This is a genomic window from Escherichia sp. KTE114, assembly GCF_000407765.1.
Lineage (GTDB): Bacteria > Pseudomonadota > Gammaproteobacteria > Enterobacterales > Enterobacteriaceae > Escherichia > Escherichia ruysiae.
Genome location: NZ_KE136626.1, coordinates 3,083,452 through 3,100,444, shown reverse-complemented (window position 1 = coordinate 3,100,444; position 16,993 = coordinate 3,083,452). Strand labels below are relative to the sequence as shown.

Here is a 16,993-nt window from a genome sequence, read left to right as displayed (position 1 = left end):
TGTACACTACCGGGGCCTATTGGCCCCGTTTTTTTATCTGGAGGATTAATGACAATCACGGATCTGGTACTGATTCTGTTCATCGCCGCACTACTTGCCTTTGCGATATACGATCAGTTCATCATGCCCCGACGCAACGGCCCCACCCTGCTGGCAATTCCTTTGCTCCGGCGCGGTCGCATAGATAGCGTTATCTTCGTCGGGCTGATTGTCATTCTTATCTATAACAATGTGACCAACCATGGCGCACAAATAACCACTTGGTTATTAAGTACACTGGCGCTAATGGGCTTTTATATTTTCTGGATCCGGGTTCCGAAAATCATTTTTAAACAGCAAGGTTTTTTCTTCGCCAATGTCTGGATTGAATATCGCCGAATTAAAGCGATGAACTTATCGGAAGATGGCGTACTGGTTATGCAATTAGAACAGCGCCGTTTGTTAATCCGCGTTCGAAATATCGACGATCTGGAAAAGATTTATAAACTTCTCGTTTCTACTCAATAGGTTATAGATTTAGCCGAAGCTATGTTTAGTGTGTTTTTAATAACCAGACATAGCTTCGGCTATATTATCCATTCCCTTATTTGTTATTTATTTTAACGTTTTATTGATATATAAATCTAAATGAAAATCGTTATCAATAATGCAATGAAATAATATATTCCAACAGTTGTTTTATATTCTCAAAATATGTTAAGGTTGCGCCCTCATTTGGGGAGTAGCCGATTTCCAGACTCCGGAAATGTACGTGTCAACATACTCGTTGCAAAACGTGGCACGTACGGACTGAACACCTTCAGTCAGGCGAGACCATATGCACATCAATCGCTATGCCTGCATGGGCGCTTCTTGTCGTTCATGTGTGCATGTTTGCTGGGGGCGGTGATGTGTTTTATGGATACCCCGGTCAGGACGTTGTCATGAATATCACTGCTACTGTTCTTCTTGCGTTTGGTATGTCGATGGATGCATTTGCTGCATCAATCGGTAAAGGTGCCACCCTCCATAAACCGAAATTTTCTGAAGCCCTGCGAACCGGCCTTATTTTTGGTGCTGTCGAAACCCTGACGCCGCTGATCGGCTGGGGAATGGGCATGTTAGCCAGCAGGTTTGTCCTTGAATGGAACCACTGGATTGCGTTTGTTCTGCTGATATTCCTCGGCGGGCGAATGATTATTGAGGGTTTTCGTGGCGCAGATGATGAAGATGAAGAGCCGCGCCGTCGACACGGTTTCTGGTTGCTGGTAACTACCGCAATTGCCACCAGTCTGGATGCCATGGCGGTTGGTGTTGGTCTGGCCTTCCTGCAAGTTAATATTATTGCTACTGCTCTGGCGATTGGCTGCGCCACCTTGATCATGTCAACATTAGGTATGATGGTGGGTCGCTTTATCGGTTCAATTATTGGGAAAAAAGCGGAAATTCTTGGCGGGCTGGTGCTTATTGGCATTGGCGTCCAGATCCTCTGGACGCACTACCACGGCTAATTTGTTCGTTGCCAGACGTGAATATTAAAGTCCGTCTGGCAATCAAATTCTTCTTTTGCCGCCAGCGTTTGCCAGACTTCTGGCTTGGCGCGCCAGGCAAACGGAGTCATCTGTAACAACGCAATGGCCTCATCTCCACGCAGGCGCATCGGATAACACAATTCATCGCTCTGCTGTAATGTAAAACCTTCCAGTTGTTCCGTATGGGGCGCATGTAGATGTACTTCGTCGTAAATCAGCCCCTTCAGCTCCATTAAATGCCGTGGTCCCGGGGTAGCGGTAATGACCCATCCTCCCGGTTTGACCACGCGCGCTAATTCTTCTGCTTTGCACGGCGCGTAGATACGGACAATGGCATCCATACTGGTATCAGAAAACGGCAGACGGTGGCTGGAAGCGACACAAAAGGTAACCTGCTGATAACGTTTCGCCGCAGCTTTAATCGCAACCTTAGAGACATCCAGACCAAAAGTAGTCACACCCGGCAATGCCTCGGCAAAAGCATGAGTGTAATACCCTTCCCCACAGCCAATATCCAGTATTGCCGTTGCGTGCTCATCAAGACAAACACACAATTGAGCGACTATCGCATCACGAAGCGGCTGATAATGGCCGGCATCTAAAAATGTGCGCCGCGCTTGCATCATTTCCGCACTGTCGCCCGGATCGCGGGATCGTTTATGCTGAACGGGCAGCAAATTAACATATCCCTCTTTCGCCATATCGAATTGATGCCGTTGGGGACAGATATAGCTGTTTTTTTCAAGCGATAGCGGCTGATGACAAAGTGGACAGGAAAACGACATGACAACTCCGGCAGGATACTAAAGGCCGCAAGTGTAACGCGAATTGCGCGTCAGGCAAATATCCGCAGGCAAGAGCGTGAATAAAACAAAGTAAAAAGCCTCGCATTTGGACGAGGCTTTATAGCGAGATTGAAGCGCGTTTACACTTCAGATCAGTGGTTTCGATCAGATTGCTGTTACGTTAACAGCTGCCGGACCTTTCTGGCCGTCCTGAATTTCGAACTCAACGTTCTGGCCTTCGGCCAGAGTTTTGAAGCCATTACCCTGAATAGCGGAAAAGTGTACGAATACATCTTTGCTGCCATCAGCCGGAGTAATGAAGCCAAAACCTTTAGACTCGTTGAACCACTTAACCTGACCTTTAATCTTTGCCATTTGAAAAATTCCTTAGATTGTTTTCTTCGCCCGCAGGCATTACAGAGATAAAACTGACACATTACTGCATGAGGCACTAATATAAGGCTCGGCAGAGAAGCGGTATTCAACGACAACGTGTTTACTCAGGACTTCTTTACTGAAAATGCCACACATAAACAGAACTGTACCTCGTTTAACCCGAAACTGTTATCACATACAACGTTAATTATGGCAAGCCATTTTTAAACATGTCTCGATCAGCCGCACAAATCTCGATACGCCTTCCACTTTTTTGCACATTTATGCAACGGAATACGTGCCGATATATCGATGCACTTAACCATACCATTACAAACAGATACTTGACCTGATGCAGTTTCTAACATAGTTCAATAACTTCAGTTCTTCCAGAGCAGCACTACAACTTATTACGCAATGCGAGCGATATCACTTTTTATGATATATAACGAATAAAATATTATATAAATTCACCTCACAAAACAGTCAGTTAACAACAAACACGAACACAATGAAGAAACTATACTTAAGGCATATTATTATTTTAAAATAAGAAAAATTGATGAATTACTAAAAAGTGAGAAGAGAAACGTTTCGCTAATAAACAATACCGTGATTGATCACTATTCCGATGTAAACATCCCAATGACTTAGTGAGGTAAATATCTTTTTCTGATATCGATATTATGAAATAAATAACACGATAAATAATTGAAGTCAGACCAGAGTATTAATTTGAATCAATTGCACCACTATAGTGCATATATGAATGATAAGATGAGTAACCCGTCTGCACCTGGGTTACTCAAATTTGAGGAAGAATTACCGTTCAGCTACCAGACGGATGATATCGTCATCTTCAGCCGCTTTTTGGTTCTCAGCAGCACTGGCATTCGTTTTTTCAGGTTCGCTTGCTTCGCACAAACGACGTAACAGCGCATTTTGCCGTTTTTGCTGATCCAGCAATGCCTCAAGAAGTTCAATCTGTTCGTTAGTCCGTGAACTGGCACGGTTGATGAAAAACCACAAGATGAGCCCAATAGCGAGAACAACCACCGATACAACCAAAGACGCAATGTTCATCACGCCTGAATTTACAACTTCGTTCATTTCACCACCTCTAAGTAGAGGCGCCATTCTACCACTGCTACACAGGAAGGAAATCTACTGTTGAAAAAATGATATCACCATGGGATAAATTGATTGATGGTACAAATTCCGTTGAAAAATTGTACATCCTGATCGCACATCATATTGAATACCTGTGCCCATAGCAGCAAGCAAGCCAGCACAGCGACAACCAGAACGCCCCATCGAAACTTTTTCACTCCAGTCTCCGTTTAAACTACCTTATGTCATTAAACTATCATGCGTTAGTTAAACAGCGCCTAACCATGTCGATATTCGTGCTTTTTCGGAACTATACGCTTGCTTCAGCCCATATTACCGCTACGATTAGGCGAACAAAAAAGAGAAGAGGTCATAATGCGATTCATTATTCGCACAATTATGTTGATAGCACTGGTATGGACAGGATTATTACTAAGCGGATATGGCGTTCTGATTGGAAGCAAGGAAAATGCCGCTGGGTTAGGTTTGCAATGTTCCTATCTGACCGCCAGAGGCACCAGCACGGTACAATATCTGCACACTAAAAGTGGGCTTTTCGGAATAACAGATTGCCCGCTGTTACGTAAAAGCAATAACGTTGTGGATAATGGTTAAAGGCATAAATAGCTACTTAAACCGAAGATAAAAAGCACATTCATCGCCATAGCGTACTATGTTACGCCATTTGTAACTTTATTTAACCCACGCGAAATACAGAACCTGTCTGAATATTATACAGACAGGTTCTTCCTCGAATCAGAACGGATAGTCGTGATACCCCATTTGCGAGGAAATTTTACGCGCCGCCGTATGCAGCATAGTCACGTACTCCTGCAAACGCTCCTCAGAAAAACGCAGGGTCGGGAAGGAAATACTCAAACCAGCAATAACCACGCCAAAGCGGTCAAATACCGGAACTGCGATACAGCGCAGCCCCTCTTCCTGCTCTTCGTTATCTTCGCCATAACCTTGCTCGCGCACCTGATCCAACACCGGTAATAACGCTTCCGTGCTGGTAATGGTACGATCGGTACTGCGTTTATACTCAACACCCTCAAGGATTTGCTTTACTTCATCACGATCGCGCCAAGCCAGCAAGACTTTACCAATCGCAGTACTGTAAAGCGGATTACGACGACCAACCCGTGAATACATGCGCAAATTGTACATAGAGTCAATTTTGTGGATGTAAACAATGCTGTCTTCATCCAGCGCACCAAGGTGGATGGTCTCTTTGGTCAGGCGGGAAAGCTCACGCATCTGGATATCTGCGCTACGAATAAGATCAACATTTTGTAACGCCCGGGCGCCCAGTTCAAACAATTTTAGCGTCAGCGAATATTTCTCCGACTCCCCTTCCTGCGCCACATAGCCCAAGGTTTTCATGGTCTGTAAAAAGCGATAAACGGTGCTTTTTGACATCATGACGCGCTGTGACAGCTCGGTTATCCCTATTTCGCGCTCTTCGCCCAGCGCCTGCAGAATGCCAAAAACTTTCAGTACAGAAGATACAGAATCAGGCTGTTTATCCAGATCTGCGTTAGCCATTTATCACCTCATTGCGAGTGTTTTATAAAAATCAGAACTGTTTTTTATTATAATTTCGTGCCTGGGTGGTCGCAATCCATCTTTTGCCGGTTAGTTACAATTCTGCGACATCCGCAGTGAATATCAGTGCTAGAATCATAACCCTGTTGATTATTACCAAAAGATATAAAATTCCTATGCCAAAAGTTCAGGCCGATGGTCTGCCGTTGCCTCAGCGATACGGCGCGATTTTGACCATTATTATTGGTATTTCGATGGCGGTCCTCGACGGCGCTATCGCCAACGTCGCCTTACCAACAATCGCCACAGACCTTCATGCCACGCCAGCCAGCTCCATCTGGGTAGTGAACGCCTATCAAATCGCCATTGTCGTCTCTTTGCTCTCATTCTCGTTTCTGGGAGATATGTTTGGCTACCGACGCATTTATAAATGCGGTCTGGTGGTTTTTCTGTTGTCTTCGCTGTTCTGCGCCCTTTCTGATTCGCTGCAAATGCTCACCCTGGCGCGCGTAATACAAGGTTTCGGCGGCGCAGCACTGATGAGCGTCAATACTGCACTTATCCGCCTGATCTACCCGCAGCGTTTTCTGGGTAGGGGGATGGGAATTAACTCGTTTATTGTCGCCGTCTCCTCGGCTGCCGGTCCGACAATTGCAGCGGCAATTCTTTCCTTTGCTTCCTGGAAATGGTTATTTTTAATCAACGTGCCGTTGGGTATTATCGCTCTGCTTCTGGCGATGCGTTTTCTGCCACCTAATGGTTCTCGCTCCAGTAAGCCGCGTTTTGACCTGCCCAGCGCCGTGATGAACGCGTTAACCTTCGGCCTGCTTATTACTGCGTTGAGTGGTTTCGCTCAGGGGCAATCGCTGACGTTGATTGCTGCGGAACTGGCGGTAATGGTTGTCGTGGGTATTTTCTTTATTCGCCGCCAGCTTGCTCTTCCCGTACCGCTGCTACCGGTGGATTTACTGCGCATTCCGCTGTTTTCACTTTCTATTTGCACATCTATTTGCTCTTTCTGCGCACAGATGTTGGCAATGGTTTCCCTGCCCTTTTACCTGCAAACCGTGCTTGGGCGCAGTGAAGTAGAAACGGGTTTACTCCTGACGCCGTGGCCCTTAGCTACCATGGTGATGGCACCGCTGGCAGGCTATCTGATAGAACGCGTACATGCCGGGTTACTTGGTGCTTTGGGATTGTTCATTATGGCAGCGGGTCTGTTTTCACTGGTTCTGCTGCCCGCTTCTCCTGCGGATATCAACATTATCTGGCCAATGGTCTTATGCGGTGCCGGATTTGGCTTATTCCAGTCACCCAATAACCACACCATCATCACCTCCGCCCCTCGCGAACGTAGCGGTGGTGCCAGCGGCATGTTAGGCACAGCTCGTCTGCTTGGTCAGAGTAGCGGCGCGGCTCTGGTGGCTCTGATGTTAAATCAGTTTGGCGATAATGGTACGCACGTCTCGCTGATGACTGCGGCTATTCTGGCCGTGATTGCTGCTTGCGTCAGTGGGTTACGGATTACCCAACCACGATCTCAGCCATAAAAAAAGCGCGTCGACCAGGACGCGCTTTTTAGCATTTACTTCATATTACTTCAGATATTCACCCGTGCGCAGAGCTTCAATACGTTTATCCAGCGGCGGGTGAGTCATGAACAGCTCACTCAGCGATTTCGATTTACCATTAATGCAGAAAGCCATCATGCTGGTTGCTTCTTGCGGCTCATAGCTGGTTTTCAGGCGCTGCAGCGCGGCAATCATTTTTTCACGCCCAACCAGTTTGGCAGACCCCGCATCGGCGTGGAATTCACGATGACGCGAGAACCACATGGTAATAATGCTCGCCAGAATACCAAATACCAGCTCCAGCACCGTCGCGACAGCAAAATAGATCAGAGGGTTGCCGTTGCTCTCTTCACCTTCGTCACGGTTACCGCCCATAAAGCCAGCAGCCAGTTGCGCGAGAATACGAGAAATAAAGATAACGAAGGTGTTCACCACGCCCTGAATCAGCGTCATCGTGACCATATCACCATTGGCAATGTGGCTGATTTCGTGAGCGATTACTGCCTCGGCTTCATCCGGGCTCATGTTTTGCAACAAACCGGTGCTGACAGCAACCAGAGAGGCATCACGGCGCGCACCGGTTGCAAAGGCGTTGATATCCGGCGCATGGTAGATAGCCACTTGCGGCATAGCAATCCCAGCCTGACGCGCCTGGGTTGCAACAGTATTGATCAGCCAACGTTCCCTTTCGTTACGCGGTTGCTCGATCACTTCCCCGCCAACAGATCGTAATGCCATCCATTTGGACATCAGAAGCGAAACGAAGGAACCACCAAAACCGAACAGCAAGGCCATAATCATCAGCCCCTGAACGCTGCTCGACTGTATCCCTGTCAGGCTCAGTACCAGCCCGAAAACGACCATCACGGCCAGGTTCGTTAGCAGGAAGAGCGCGATTCGCATCATAATTTTCTTTTTACCTCAGTTTAACAAAACGCAATATGCGATACCCACATCGTATGGGCTACGTGACTATTTTCAAGTCCGGATAGCGCGTAAGTCACCAGAAAGACACAACTTTACATTTTGTAGCATCTGATTTACGGCATCTTGCCACTGTTAAAAAATCAGGCACAATTTCTTGTGCCTGATTGATGTTACTTGACGGGAGCGGGCTGTTCCGCAGGTCTGGCTTTTTCCAGACGCGCTAAATCAAGCGCGATGTTTACTGTTTCATCCAGATACGGATCTGGCTCCTTGTAATCTTTTGGCAGATCGTCCAGTTTCTTCAACTCCGGTTTTCCTTCGCGTTTAAAGCGATCGTTCAACCGCGCCAGACGCGTCGCATCGTCTTCGTTATTCTCTTTTTCACGCACAGCGTAATTCAGAGAAACGATGTTGCGTTTGTCCTTCATGGCGTTGAAGCGAGCGATATCCTTCATGATGTTCTGGAACTCAGGATCCTTCGCAATACGCGCATTATGTTCCTTCAGCAACTCCGGTTCAAATGCCGTTAAGTCTCCTGATTTCACATAGGTTGCAGCGTCAATGCTATCCCACGGCAGCGCGTTATCTTCGAATTTCTCACCGGTTTCCGTCTCTTCATTGCCCGTAGGCATGATGATATCTGGCGTTACGCCTTTACGTTGCGTACTGCCGCCGTTAACGCGATAGAATTTCTGGATTGTGTACTGTACTGAACCCAGCGCCGGCCATTCAGGACGTAACATCTGATCGTAGATGCGGTTCAGAGAACGATACTGCTGGACTGTGCCTTTACCGAATGTCGGCTCACCTACAACCAGCGCGCGACCGTAATCCTGCATGGCAGCAGCAAAGATTTCCGAAGCCGAAGCACTGAAACGGTCAACCAGCACCACCAACGGGCCTTTATAGAAAACCTGACCGTCGTTATCGCTATCTTCGCGAACCTTGCCGTTGTTATCACGAACCTGCACAATCGGACCGGAAGGAATAAACAGCCCTGAGAGCGATACAGCTTCAGTCAGCGCCCCACCACCGTTACTACGCAGGTCGATAATGACACTGCTGACATTTTGTTTTTCCAGTTTCTGCAGTTGAACTTTGACATCGTCCGTCAAGCCAACATAGAAGCCCGGAATATCCAGCACACCGACTTTTTCTTTGCCGACAGTCTTCACAGACATTTTAACTGCACGGTCTTCCAGACGAATGCGCTCACGCGTCAGCGTTACTGTCCGGGTCTTGGTCCCTTTACCCGCAGGCAGAATTTCCAGACGAACCTTACTGCCTTTCGGCCCTTTGATTAAGGCAACGACATCATCAAGACGCCAGCCAATCACATCAACCATCGGTTTACCGGTTTGTCCGACACCGACAATTTTGTCACCAACGCTGATAGCTTTACTCTTCGCTGCCGGCCCACCCGCCACCATTGAATTGATAACGGTGTAGTCATCATCCATTTGCAGCACTGCGCCAATACCTTCCAGCGACAAACTCATTTCAGTATTGAACTGTTCGGTATTGCGCGGAGAAAGGTAGTTGGTATGCGGGTCGATTTCACGTGCAAATGCCGTCATTGCCAGCGAGAAAACATCTTCGCTGTTGGTTTGCGCCAGACGACGAATAGCAAATTTGTAGCGGCGAGTCAGGGTTTCACGAATTTCTTTATCCGTCTTTCCCGTTAGCTTCAGACTTAACTCGTCGAATTTGACTTTGCTGTCCCACAGCGCGTTCAACTCGGCCTCGTTTTTCGGCCAGGGCGCTTTGCTGCGGTCAAGGTTATAAGTGTCGTTGCCGGTGAAATCCATCGGCTTTTCCAGTACAGACAACGCATACTGGTAACGTTCAAAACGGCGTTTTTGCGCCAGATTGTAGAGATCGTAGAAAACGTCGAGTTTGCCTGAACGCAGTTCATCGCCCAACTCGGTTTTCTTTTTCGCGAACTGTTCAACATCGCTTGCCAACAGCACATTGTGGCTGTAATCAAGCAAATTCAGGTAGCGGTCAAAGATTTTGGCCGAGAACGCCTGATCGAGATCGAACTGACGATAATGGGAACGGGTGAAGCGCGACGTTACGCGCTCACTCACAGTCGCATGCTGCGTCTCTTCCTTTAATACCGGAATTTGATCAGCACGCGTAATATCTTCTACAGCGAAGGTCTGGCCTGCTATTGCAAGCAGGCCAGCTAACGCGGTAAGCCTAAAAAACATGTTCATGCCTGGCCCGGCCTCCGTTTCAGAACACCAGGTGTTCTGCGCGCACAATCAAAGACATACCCGAATTCAGTTGGACGCGGACGCCGTCTTTGGTGATTTCTAATACGGTGGCATCCATCGCGTTTTGACCAGCTTTCACCTTCAGGGCTTGTCCGACAGTCAGAGCTGAAATGTCAGAAACCGGGGTATGCTGTTCTTCGCGAGGTGCTTTTACTGTTTTTGGCGCTTTCTCAGCCGGTTTTTGCGCGCGAGGTTTGCGCTCGGCGCCTTCTTTACGGCGTTGCGCGGCAGGACGAGGTTTACGTTCGCGGCGCGGTGCATCTTCTTTCTCACCAGAAGCTGCGGCAGCTTCGCGTTTTTTCGCTTGCTGTTCAGCACGCTGAGCCTGAACGCGTGCTTTCGCTTCTTCAAGCTGTTTGCGAGCATGTTCTACATGCTGCTCGTCCAGCTCACCGCATGGGTTGCCGTCAAGATCGACACGCGTTGCGCCGGGTTTAACACCGTAAAGGTAACGCCAGCTCGAAGTGTAGAGACGTAAAGCAGATCGCAGTTGCGTTTTGCTCAGGTTCATTTCCCCGGCAACACGATCGACCAAATCCTGAAAAATACCGATTTTCAGCGGACGCGCTTCACCTTCCGCACTGAAACAGTGGGGAAAACGTTCGGCCAGAAACGCGATTACTTCTTTACTGCTATTCAACTTAGGTTGATTTTCCATGAAATTTCCTGATTACAACGGACGTAGCCAACAAGCGCAGGCATGAACAGGCGTCATTATAATGACGCCATCAGTAAATGCTACGTTATCCGTTGATTATCCTGCGACGCTCGCAAAGAATTTTTTGTAATCCGTCGTTGCAAGCACCATTTCAAGCTGTGCCACAAGCTGACGTAAGCCTTGCTCGTCCTCGTCTGTAAAGCGACCGAAGACGGTACTGTCGATGTCGAGAACACCAATAATCTGATTTTTCACCACCAGCGGCAGGACAATTTCAGAATTACTCGCCGCATCACAAGCAATATGCCCGTCAAAAGCGTGAACATCCTCGATTCGTTGTACTTGATTGCGGGCAACCGCAGTGCCACACACGCCGTGCCCGACGGGGATCCGTACACAGGCAATTTTGCCCTGAAATGGTCCGAGCACCAGCGTATCGTCCTCAAGTAAATAAAAACCGGCCCAGTTTACGTCAGTCAGACGTTCGTATAACAACGCGCTGGTGTTTGCCAGCGTTGCCAGAAAACTGGTTTCTCCCGCCATCAGCGCATTAAAGTCGCGGTTTAAGTCCGCGTAAAATTCTGTTTTGTTCATTATATAATCACTTGGTTGTCTTACCTGAAACTGCCAGCCTATTAAAATAAGCATTAAATGCGTTAATGCTCAAGATCATTCCCATCATGGGTTAAGATTAATGCTAATTCTTACTATATTTGGCTCGTCATGGCACTTAACACCCCGCAAATTACGCCAACAAAAAAGATAACAGTGAGCTCAATCGGCGAGGAACTGCCGCGTGGTGATTACCAACGTTGCCCGCAATGTGACATGCTGTTTAGCCTGCCCGAGATAAATTCGCATCAAAGTGCCTATTGTCCGCGCTGTCAGGCCAAAATTCGTGACGGGCGTGACTGGTCGCTAACGCGCCTGGCGGCAATGGCGTTCACCATGCTGTTGCTGATGCCGTTTGCCTGGGGCGAACCACTGTTGCATATCTGGCTGTTAGGTATTCGTATTGACGCCAATGTCATGCAAGGCATCTGGCAAATGACTAAACAAGGTGATCCTGTAACGGGCGCGATGGTGTTTTTCTGCGTTATCGGCGCCCCACTTATCCTCGTCACATCTATTGCTTATTTGTGGTTTGGCAACCGACTGGGGATGAACTTACGCCCGGTACTGCTGATGCTTGAGCGACTGAAAGAGTGGGTGATGCTGGATATCTACCTGGTCGGCATTGGTGTTGCTTCTATAAAGGTACAGGATTATGCCCATATCCAGGCTGGTGTCGGCTTGTTCTCATTTGTGGCGTTGGTGATTTTAACGACGGTGACGTTGTCACATCTTAATGTTGAACAGCTGTGGGAGCGATTTTATCCTGAACGCCCTGCCACGCGCAGGGACGCGAAACTACGCGTTTGCCTGGGGTGTCACTTTACCGGCTACCCTGATCCGCGCGGTCGCTGCCCCCGCTGCCATATCCCGCTTCGCCTGCGTCGTCATCATAGTCTTCAAAAATGTTGGGCGGCGCTGTTGGCTTCAGTCGTCTTGTTGTTACCAGCCAACCTGTTGCCTATCTCGATCATTTATCTGAACGGTGGACGACAAGAAGATACGATTCTTTCCGGCATTATGTCGCTGGCAAATAGCAATATTGCGGTCGCCGGAATTGTGTTTATCGCCAGTATTCTGGTGCCGTTTACCAAAGTGATTGTTATGTTCACTTTATTATTGAGCATTCATTTTAAATGCCAGCAAGGGCTACGCACGCGAATACTGTTACTGCGAATGGTGACCTGGATTGGTCGCTGGTCGATGCTCGATCTGTTTGTCATTTCTTTAACTATGTCGCTGATCAATCGCGATCAGATCCTCGCTTTTACTATGGGACCGGCTGCGTTTTATTTCGGCGCAGCGGTTATTTTAACTATTCTTGCAGTGGAATGGCTGGACAGCCGCTTACTTTGGGATGCACATGAGTCAGGAAACGCCCGCTTCGACGACTGAAGCGCAGATTAAAACTAAACGCCGTATCTCACCTTTCTGGCTACTGCCGTTCATTGCGCTAATGATTGCCGGCTGGCTGATTTGGGACAGTTATCAGGATCGGGGGAACACCGTCACCATCGACTTTATGTCGGCGGACGGCATTGTCCCTGGCCGCACACCTGTTCGTTATCAGGGTGTTGAAGTCGGAACAGTTCAGGATGTCAGCCTCAGCGATGATCTTCGTAAGATTGAAGTCAGGGTCAGCATCAAGTCCGATATGAAAGATGCGCTGCGCGAAGAGACGCAGTTCTGGCTGGTGACACCAAAAGCCTCTCTGGCAGGTGTCTCCGGGCTGGATGCGCTGGTTGGGGGTAACTATATCGGCATGATGCCAGGCAAAGGCAAAGGCAAAGAGCAGGATCACTTTGTCGCCCTCGATACCCAACCGAAATATCGACTGGATAATGGTGATCTGATGATCCACCTACAGGCTCCCGATCTTGGTTCGCTGAATAGTGGTTCGCTGGTCTATTTTCGCAAGATCCCGGTGGGACGTGTCTACGACTATGCGATCAACCCCAATAACCAGGGCGTGGTGATTGATGTCCTGATTGAGCGGCGTTTTACCGATCTGGTGAAAAAAGGGAGTCGCTTCTGGAACGTTTCTGGCGTTGATGCCAATGTCAGTATCAGTGGTGCGAAAGTGAAACTGGAAAGTCTGGCTGCGCTGGTTAACGGTGCGATTGCCTTCGATTCGCCGGAAGAGTCGAAACCTGCTGAAGCGGAAGATACCTTTGGTTTGTATGAAGATCTCGCCCACAGCCAGCGTGGGGTAATCATAAAACTGGAACTGCCGAGCGGTGCCGGATTAACCGCCGACTCAACGCCGTTAATGTATCAGGGGCTGGAAGTCGGACAACTGACGAAACTGGATTTAAACCCAGGCGGCAAAGTCACCGGAGAAATGACCGTTGATCCCAGCGTCGTAACGCTGTTACGGGAAAATACCCGCATCGAATTACGCAACCCGAAATTATCCCTCAGCGATGCCAACCTCAGCGCCCTGCTCACGGGCAAAACCTTCGAGCTGGTGCCAGGCGATGGTGAGCCGCGCAAGGAGTTTGTCGTTGTGCCTGGGGAGAAAGCCCTGCTGCATGAACCTGATGTTCTGACGCTGACCCTGACCGCGCCAGAAAGTTACGGTATTGATGCAGGCCAGCCGCTCATTCTGCATGGCGTGCAGGTCGGTCAGGTAATTGAACGTAAACTCACCAGCAAAGGCGTCACCTTTACCGTCGCCATTGAACCACAGCATCGCGAGCTGGTAAAAGGCGACAGCAAATTTGTCGTCAACAGCCGTGTCGATGTGAAAGTGGGACTGGACGGCGTTGAGTTTCTCGGTGCCAGCGCCTCTGAATGGATCAACGGAGGAATACGTATTCTGCCGGGCGATACAGGCGAAATGAAAGCCAGCTATCCGCTTTATGCCAATCTGGAAAAAGCCCTGGAAAACAGCCTTAGCGATTTGCCCACCACGACCGTGAGTTTGAGTGCAGAAACATTACCAGACGTGCAGGCGGGATCGGTAGTGCTGTACCGTAAGTTTGAGGTTGGCGAAGTCATCACCGTGCGCCCACGGGCTAACGCCTTTGATATCGACCTGCATATTAAGCCGGAATATCGCAACCTTCTGACCAGCAACAGCGTGTTCTGGGCAGAAGGCGGGGCGAAAGTTCAGCTTAATGGTAGCGGCCTGACCGTACAGGCTTCGCCACTTTCACGGGCGTTAAAGGGGGCTATCAGCTTCGATAACCTCAGCGGCGCCAGCGCCAGCCAGCGTAAAGGCGATAAGCGTATTCTGTATGCGTCAGAAACGGCGGCTCGTGCCGTCGGCGGGCAGATTACGCTCCACGCTTTTGATGCCGGAAAACTGGCAGTCGGTATGCCAATTCGCTACCTCGGTATTGATATCGGGCAAATTCAGACGCTGGATCTGATAACCGCACGTAATGAAGTACAGGCAAAAGCGGTGCTCTATCCAGAATATGTCCAGACCTTCGCTCGCGGTGGTACACGCTTCTCGGTGGTCACACCGCAGATTTCGGCAGCCGGCGTTGAGCACCTTGATACCATCCTCCAGCCGTATATTAACGTCGAACCCGGACGTGGTAATCCTCGCCGCGACTTTGAATTACAGGAGGCTACCATTACCGATTCTCGTTACCTGGATGGCTTAAGCATTATTGTTGAAGCGCCAGAGGCCGGATCGTTAGGCATCGGTACACCGGTACTGTTCCGTGGTCTGGAAGTGGGTACGGTCACTGGAATGACGCTGGGTACACTATCGGATCGGGTGATGATTGCGATGCGCATCAGTAAACGCTACCAGCACCTGGTGCGTAACAATTCCGTCTTCTGGTTGGCATCGGGCTACAGTCTGGACTTTGGTCTTACGGGCGGCGTAGTGAAAACCGGTACATTTAACCAGTTTATCCGTGGCGGGATCGCTTTTGCCACTCCGCCTGGTACTCCGCTGGCACCGAAAGCCCAGGAAGGCAAACACTTCTTGTTGCTGGAAAGCGAACCGAAAGAGTGGCGTGAGTGGGGAACCGCGCTACCCAAATAATGCACACTGCTCCGGCGTACCTGCGCCGGAGCGTTTATGCTAAACTGCGCGCCTGTTTTTTTGCCAGTGGTACATGCTCGTGGCCCAACACACCGTTTATTTCCCGGACGCCTTTCTGACGCAAATGCGTGAAGCAATGCCTTCGACGCTCTCATTTGATGATTTTCTCGCCGCCTGTCAGCGCCCGTTGCGCCGCAGCATTCGCGTTAATACGCTGAAAATCTCCGTTGCTGATTTCCTGCAATTAACCGCTCCTTATGGCTGGACGCTAACGCCGATCCCGTGGTGTGAAGAGGGTTTCTGGATCGAACGCGACGATGAAGATGCATTGCCGCTGGGTAGTACCGCTGAACATTTGAGTGGCCTGTTTTATATTCAGGAAGCCAGTTCAATGTTACCGGTTGCTGCATTGTTTGCCGATGGTAACGCCCCAAAACGGGTGATGGATGTCGCTGCTGCACCAGGCTCAAAAACGACGCAGATTGCCGCACGGATGAATAACGAAGGGGCGCTCCTTGCCAACGAGTTTTCCGCCAGCCGGGTTAAAGTGTTACATGCCAATATCAGCCGCTGTGGCATCAGTAATGTTGCGCTCACGCATTTTGATGGCCGCGTGTTTGGTGCAGCGTTGCCAGAAATGTTCGATGCTATTTTGCTGGATGCTCCCTGCTCCGGCGAAGGTGTGGTGCGTAAAGATCCCGATGCGCTGAAAAACTGGTCACCAGAAAGCAATCAGGAGATCGCAGCCACCCAGCGGGAACTGATCGACAGTGCCTTTCATGCGTTACGTCCTGGCGGCACGCTGGTTTACTCGACCTGTACTTTAAACCGGGAAGAGAACGAAGCCGTTTGCCTGTGGCTGAAAGAGACTTACCCTGATGCTGTAGAGTTTTTACCGCTGGGCGATCTCTTCTCTGGCGCGGACAAGGCGCTGACCGAGGAAGGCTTTTTGCACGTCTTCCCACAAATTTATGATTGCGAAGGCTTTTTCGTTGCTCGTCTGCGTAAAACTCAGGCGATTCCCGCGTTGCCTGCGCCGAAATATAAAGTGGGCAATTTTCCGTTTACCCCGGTGAAAGATCGCGAAACCGCACAAATTCGGCAGGCAGCTGCAAGTGTCGGCTTAAACTGGGATGAAAACCTGCGCCTCTGGCAGCGCGATAAAGAAATCTGGTTATTCCCGGTGGGCATTGAAGCGTTGATCGGTAAGGTCCGGTTTTCCCGTCTGGGGATTAAACTTGCTGAAACGCATAACAAAGGTTATCGCTGGCAGCATGAAGCCGTCATTGCCCTTGCCTCCCCCGACCACACTAACGCGTTTGAACTGACACCACAGGAAGCGGAAGAGTGGTATCGCGGGCGCGACGTCTACCCGCAAACCGCGCCAGTTACGGATGATGTGCTGGTCACCTTCCAGCATCAGCCAATCGGTTTAGCCAAACGTATTGGCTCACGGCTGAAAAACAGTTACCCACGGGAGCTGGTACGTGACGGAAAACTGTTTACCGGTAACGCCTGACAACGCACAAAAAAAGCGCACGTTTTGACTGGCGCATTCGGCTGCCTCAACTACGCTGAAAAATGGTGCGATCGGACTGGTCGTACCACAACCGG

The 16,993-nt window shown here is 49.4% G+C and carries 17 protein-coding genes; 7 read left to right on the top strand and 10 right to left on the bottom strand.

The window, feature by feature from the left end:
- Positions 1 to 48 precede the first annotated feature (48 nt).
- Together WC5_RS06465 and mntP are read left to right on the top strand one after the other, a co-directional pair.
- The gene (locus WC5_RS06465) at positions 49 to 507 is read left to right on the top strand and encodes a DUF986 family protein (protein WP_000156264.1); all 459 of its coding nucleotides are present in this window, start codon (positions 49 to 51) and stop codon (positions 505 to 507) included.
- A 416-nt stretch (positions 508 to 923) separates the two neighbouring features.
- On the top strand, positions 924 to 1,490 hold the full coding sequence (gene mntP, locus WC5_RS06470) for a manganese efflux pump MntP (RefSeq protein WP_001353153.1): 567 nt from the start codon (positions 924 to 926) through the stop codon (positions 1,488 to 1,490).
- Here the strand turns inward: mntP and rlmA are convergent.
- The 5 genes from rlmA to mgrB form a co-directional block, all read right to left on the bottom strand.
- Complete coding sequence (gene rlmA / locus WC5_RS06475; RefSeq protein ID WP_000010101.1) at positions 1,487 to 2,296, bottom strand: 23S rRNA (guanine(745)-N(1))-methyltransferase; 810 nt, start codon at positions 2,294 to 2,296, stop codon at positions 1,487 to 1,489. The genes mntP and rlmA overlap by 4 nt on opposite strands.
- A 165-nt stretch (positions 2,297 to 2,461) precedes the next feature.
- Positions 2,462 to 2,671, bottom strand: a complete 210-nt coding sequence (cspE, locus tag WC5_RS06480) for a transcription antiterminator/RNA stability regulator CspE (protein WP_001062678.1) — start codon at positions 2,669 to 2,671, stop codon at positions 2,462 to 2,464.
- A 39-nt stretch (positions 2,672 to 2,710) separates the two neighbouring features.
- A complete protein-coding gene (locus WC5_RS0122500; RefSeq protein WP_032141266.1) occupies positions 2,711 to 2,827 on the bottom strand; it encodes a DUF2627 domain-containing protein in 117 nt (38 codons plus the stop codon).
- A 666-nt stretch (positions 2,828 to 3,493) separates the two neighbouring features.
- Positions 3,494 to 3,781 (bottom strand): YebO family protein, encoded by a 288-nt coding sequence (locus WC5_RS06485; protein ID WP_001006854.1) that lies wholly within the window; start codon positions 3,779 to 3,781, stop codon positions 3,494 to 3,496.
- 74 nt (positions 3,782 to 3,855) lie between these two features.
- Positions 3,856 to 3,999 (bottom strand): PhoP/PhoQ regulatory lipoprotein MgrB, encoded by a 144-nt coding sequence (gene mgrB, locus WC5_RS0122490; protein WP_000714530.1) that lies wholly within the window; start codon positions 3,997 to 3,999, stop codon positions 3,856 to 3,858.
- A 157-nt stretch (positions 4,000 to 4,156) separates the two neighbouring features.
- Here mgrB and WC5_RS06490 point away from each other — a divergent pair, with 157 nt between their 5' ends.
- On the top strand, positions 4,157 to 4,396 hold the full coding sequence (locus tag WC5_RS06490; protein ID WP_001211004.1) for a YobH family protein: 240 nt from the start codon (positions 4,157 to 4,159) through the stop codon (positions 4,394 to 4,396).
- 141 nt (positions 4,397 to 4,537) lie between these two features.
- On the opposite strand, the gene kdgR is transcribed toward WC5_RS06490, so the two are convergent.
- Positions 4,538 to 5,329: a DNA-binding transcriptional regulator KdgR gene (gene kdgR / locus WC5_RS06495; protein WP_001262206.1), complete on the bottom strand. Its 792-nt coding sequence runs from the start codon at positions 5,327 to 5,329 to the stop codon at positions 4,538 to 4,540.
- Positions 5,330 to 5,505: 176 nt separating this feature from the next.
- Between kdgR and WC5_RS06500 the strand changes: the two genes are divergently transcribed.
- A complete protein-coding gene (locus WC5_RS06500; RefSeq protein WP_001127209.1) occupies positions 5,506 to 6,879 on the top strand; it encodes an MFS transporter in 1,374 nt (457 codons plus the stop codon).
- Between the two features lie 45 nt (positions 6,880 to 6,924).
- On the opposite strand, the gene htpX is transcribed toward WC5_RS06500, so the two are convergent.
- The 4 genes from htpX to msrC form a co-directional block, all read right to left on the bottom strand.
- Positions 6,925 to 7,806, bottom strand: a complete 882-nt coding sequence (gene htpX / locus WC5_RS06505) for a protease HtpX (protein ID WP_000984500.1) — start codon at positions 7,804 to 7,806, stop codon at positions 6,925 to 6,927.
- A 191-nt stretch (positions 7,807 to 7,997) separates the two neighbouring features.
- Positions 7,998 to 10,046, bottom strand: coding sequence for a carboxy terminal-processing peptidase (prc, locus tag WC5_RS06510; protein WP_001055792.1), 2,049 nt, complete (start codon positions 10,044 to 10,046; stop codon positions 7,998 to 8,000).
- A gap of 19 nt (positions 10,047 to 10,065) precedes the next feature.
- Entirely contained in the window at positions 10,066 to 10,764 is a 699-nt protein-coding gene (gene proQ, locus WC5_RS06515; RefSeq protein WP_000431380.1) for an RNA chaperone ProQ, read from the bottom strand.
- A 96-nt stretch (positions 10,765 to 10,860) separates the two neighbouring features.
- Positions 10,861 to 11,358 (bottom strand): free L-methionine (R)-S-oxide reductase MsrC, encoded by a 498-nt coding sequence (msrC, locus tag WC5_RS06520; RefSeq protein WP_001043878.1) that lies wholly within the window; start codon positions 11,356 to 11,358, stop codon positions 10,861 to 10,863.
- 129 nt (positions 11,359 to 11,487) lie between these two features.
- Between msrC and yebS the strand changes: the two genes are divergently transcribed.
- From yebS to rsmF, 3 genes are all read left to right on the top strand, one after another.
- Positions 11,488 to 12,771 carry a membrane integrity lipid transport subunit YebS gene (gene yebS, locus WC5_RS06525; protein WP_001207286.1) on the top strand — a complete coding sequence of 428 codons (1,284 nt, stop codon included), beginning with the start codon at positions 11,488 to 11,490 and terminating at the stop codon, positions 12,769 to 12,771.
- A complete protein-coding gene (gene yebT, locus WC5_RS06530) occupies positions 12,740 to 15,379 on the top strand; it encodes a lipid-binding membrane homeostasis protein YebT (RefSeq protein WP_016231671.1) in 2,640 nt (879 codons plus the stop codon). Before yebS ends, yebT begins: the two co-directional genes overlap by 32 nt.
- A 79-nt stretch (positions 15,380 to 15,458) precedes the next feature.
- Positions 15,459 to 16,898 (top strand): 16S rRNA (cytosine(1407)-C(5))-methyltransferase RsmF, encoded by a 1,440-nt coding sequence (rsmF, locus tag WC5_RS06535; RefSeq protein WP_024192228.1) that lies wholly within the window; start codon positions 15,459 to 15,461, stop codon positions 16,896 to 16,898.
- Positions 16,899 to 16,993: the final 95 nt, after the last annotated feature.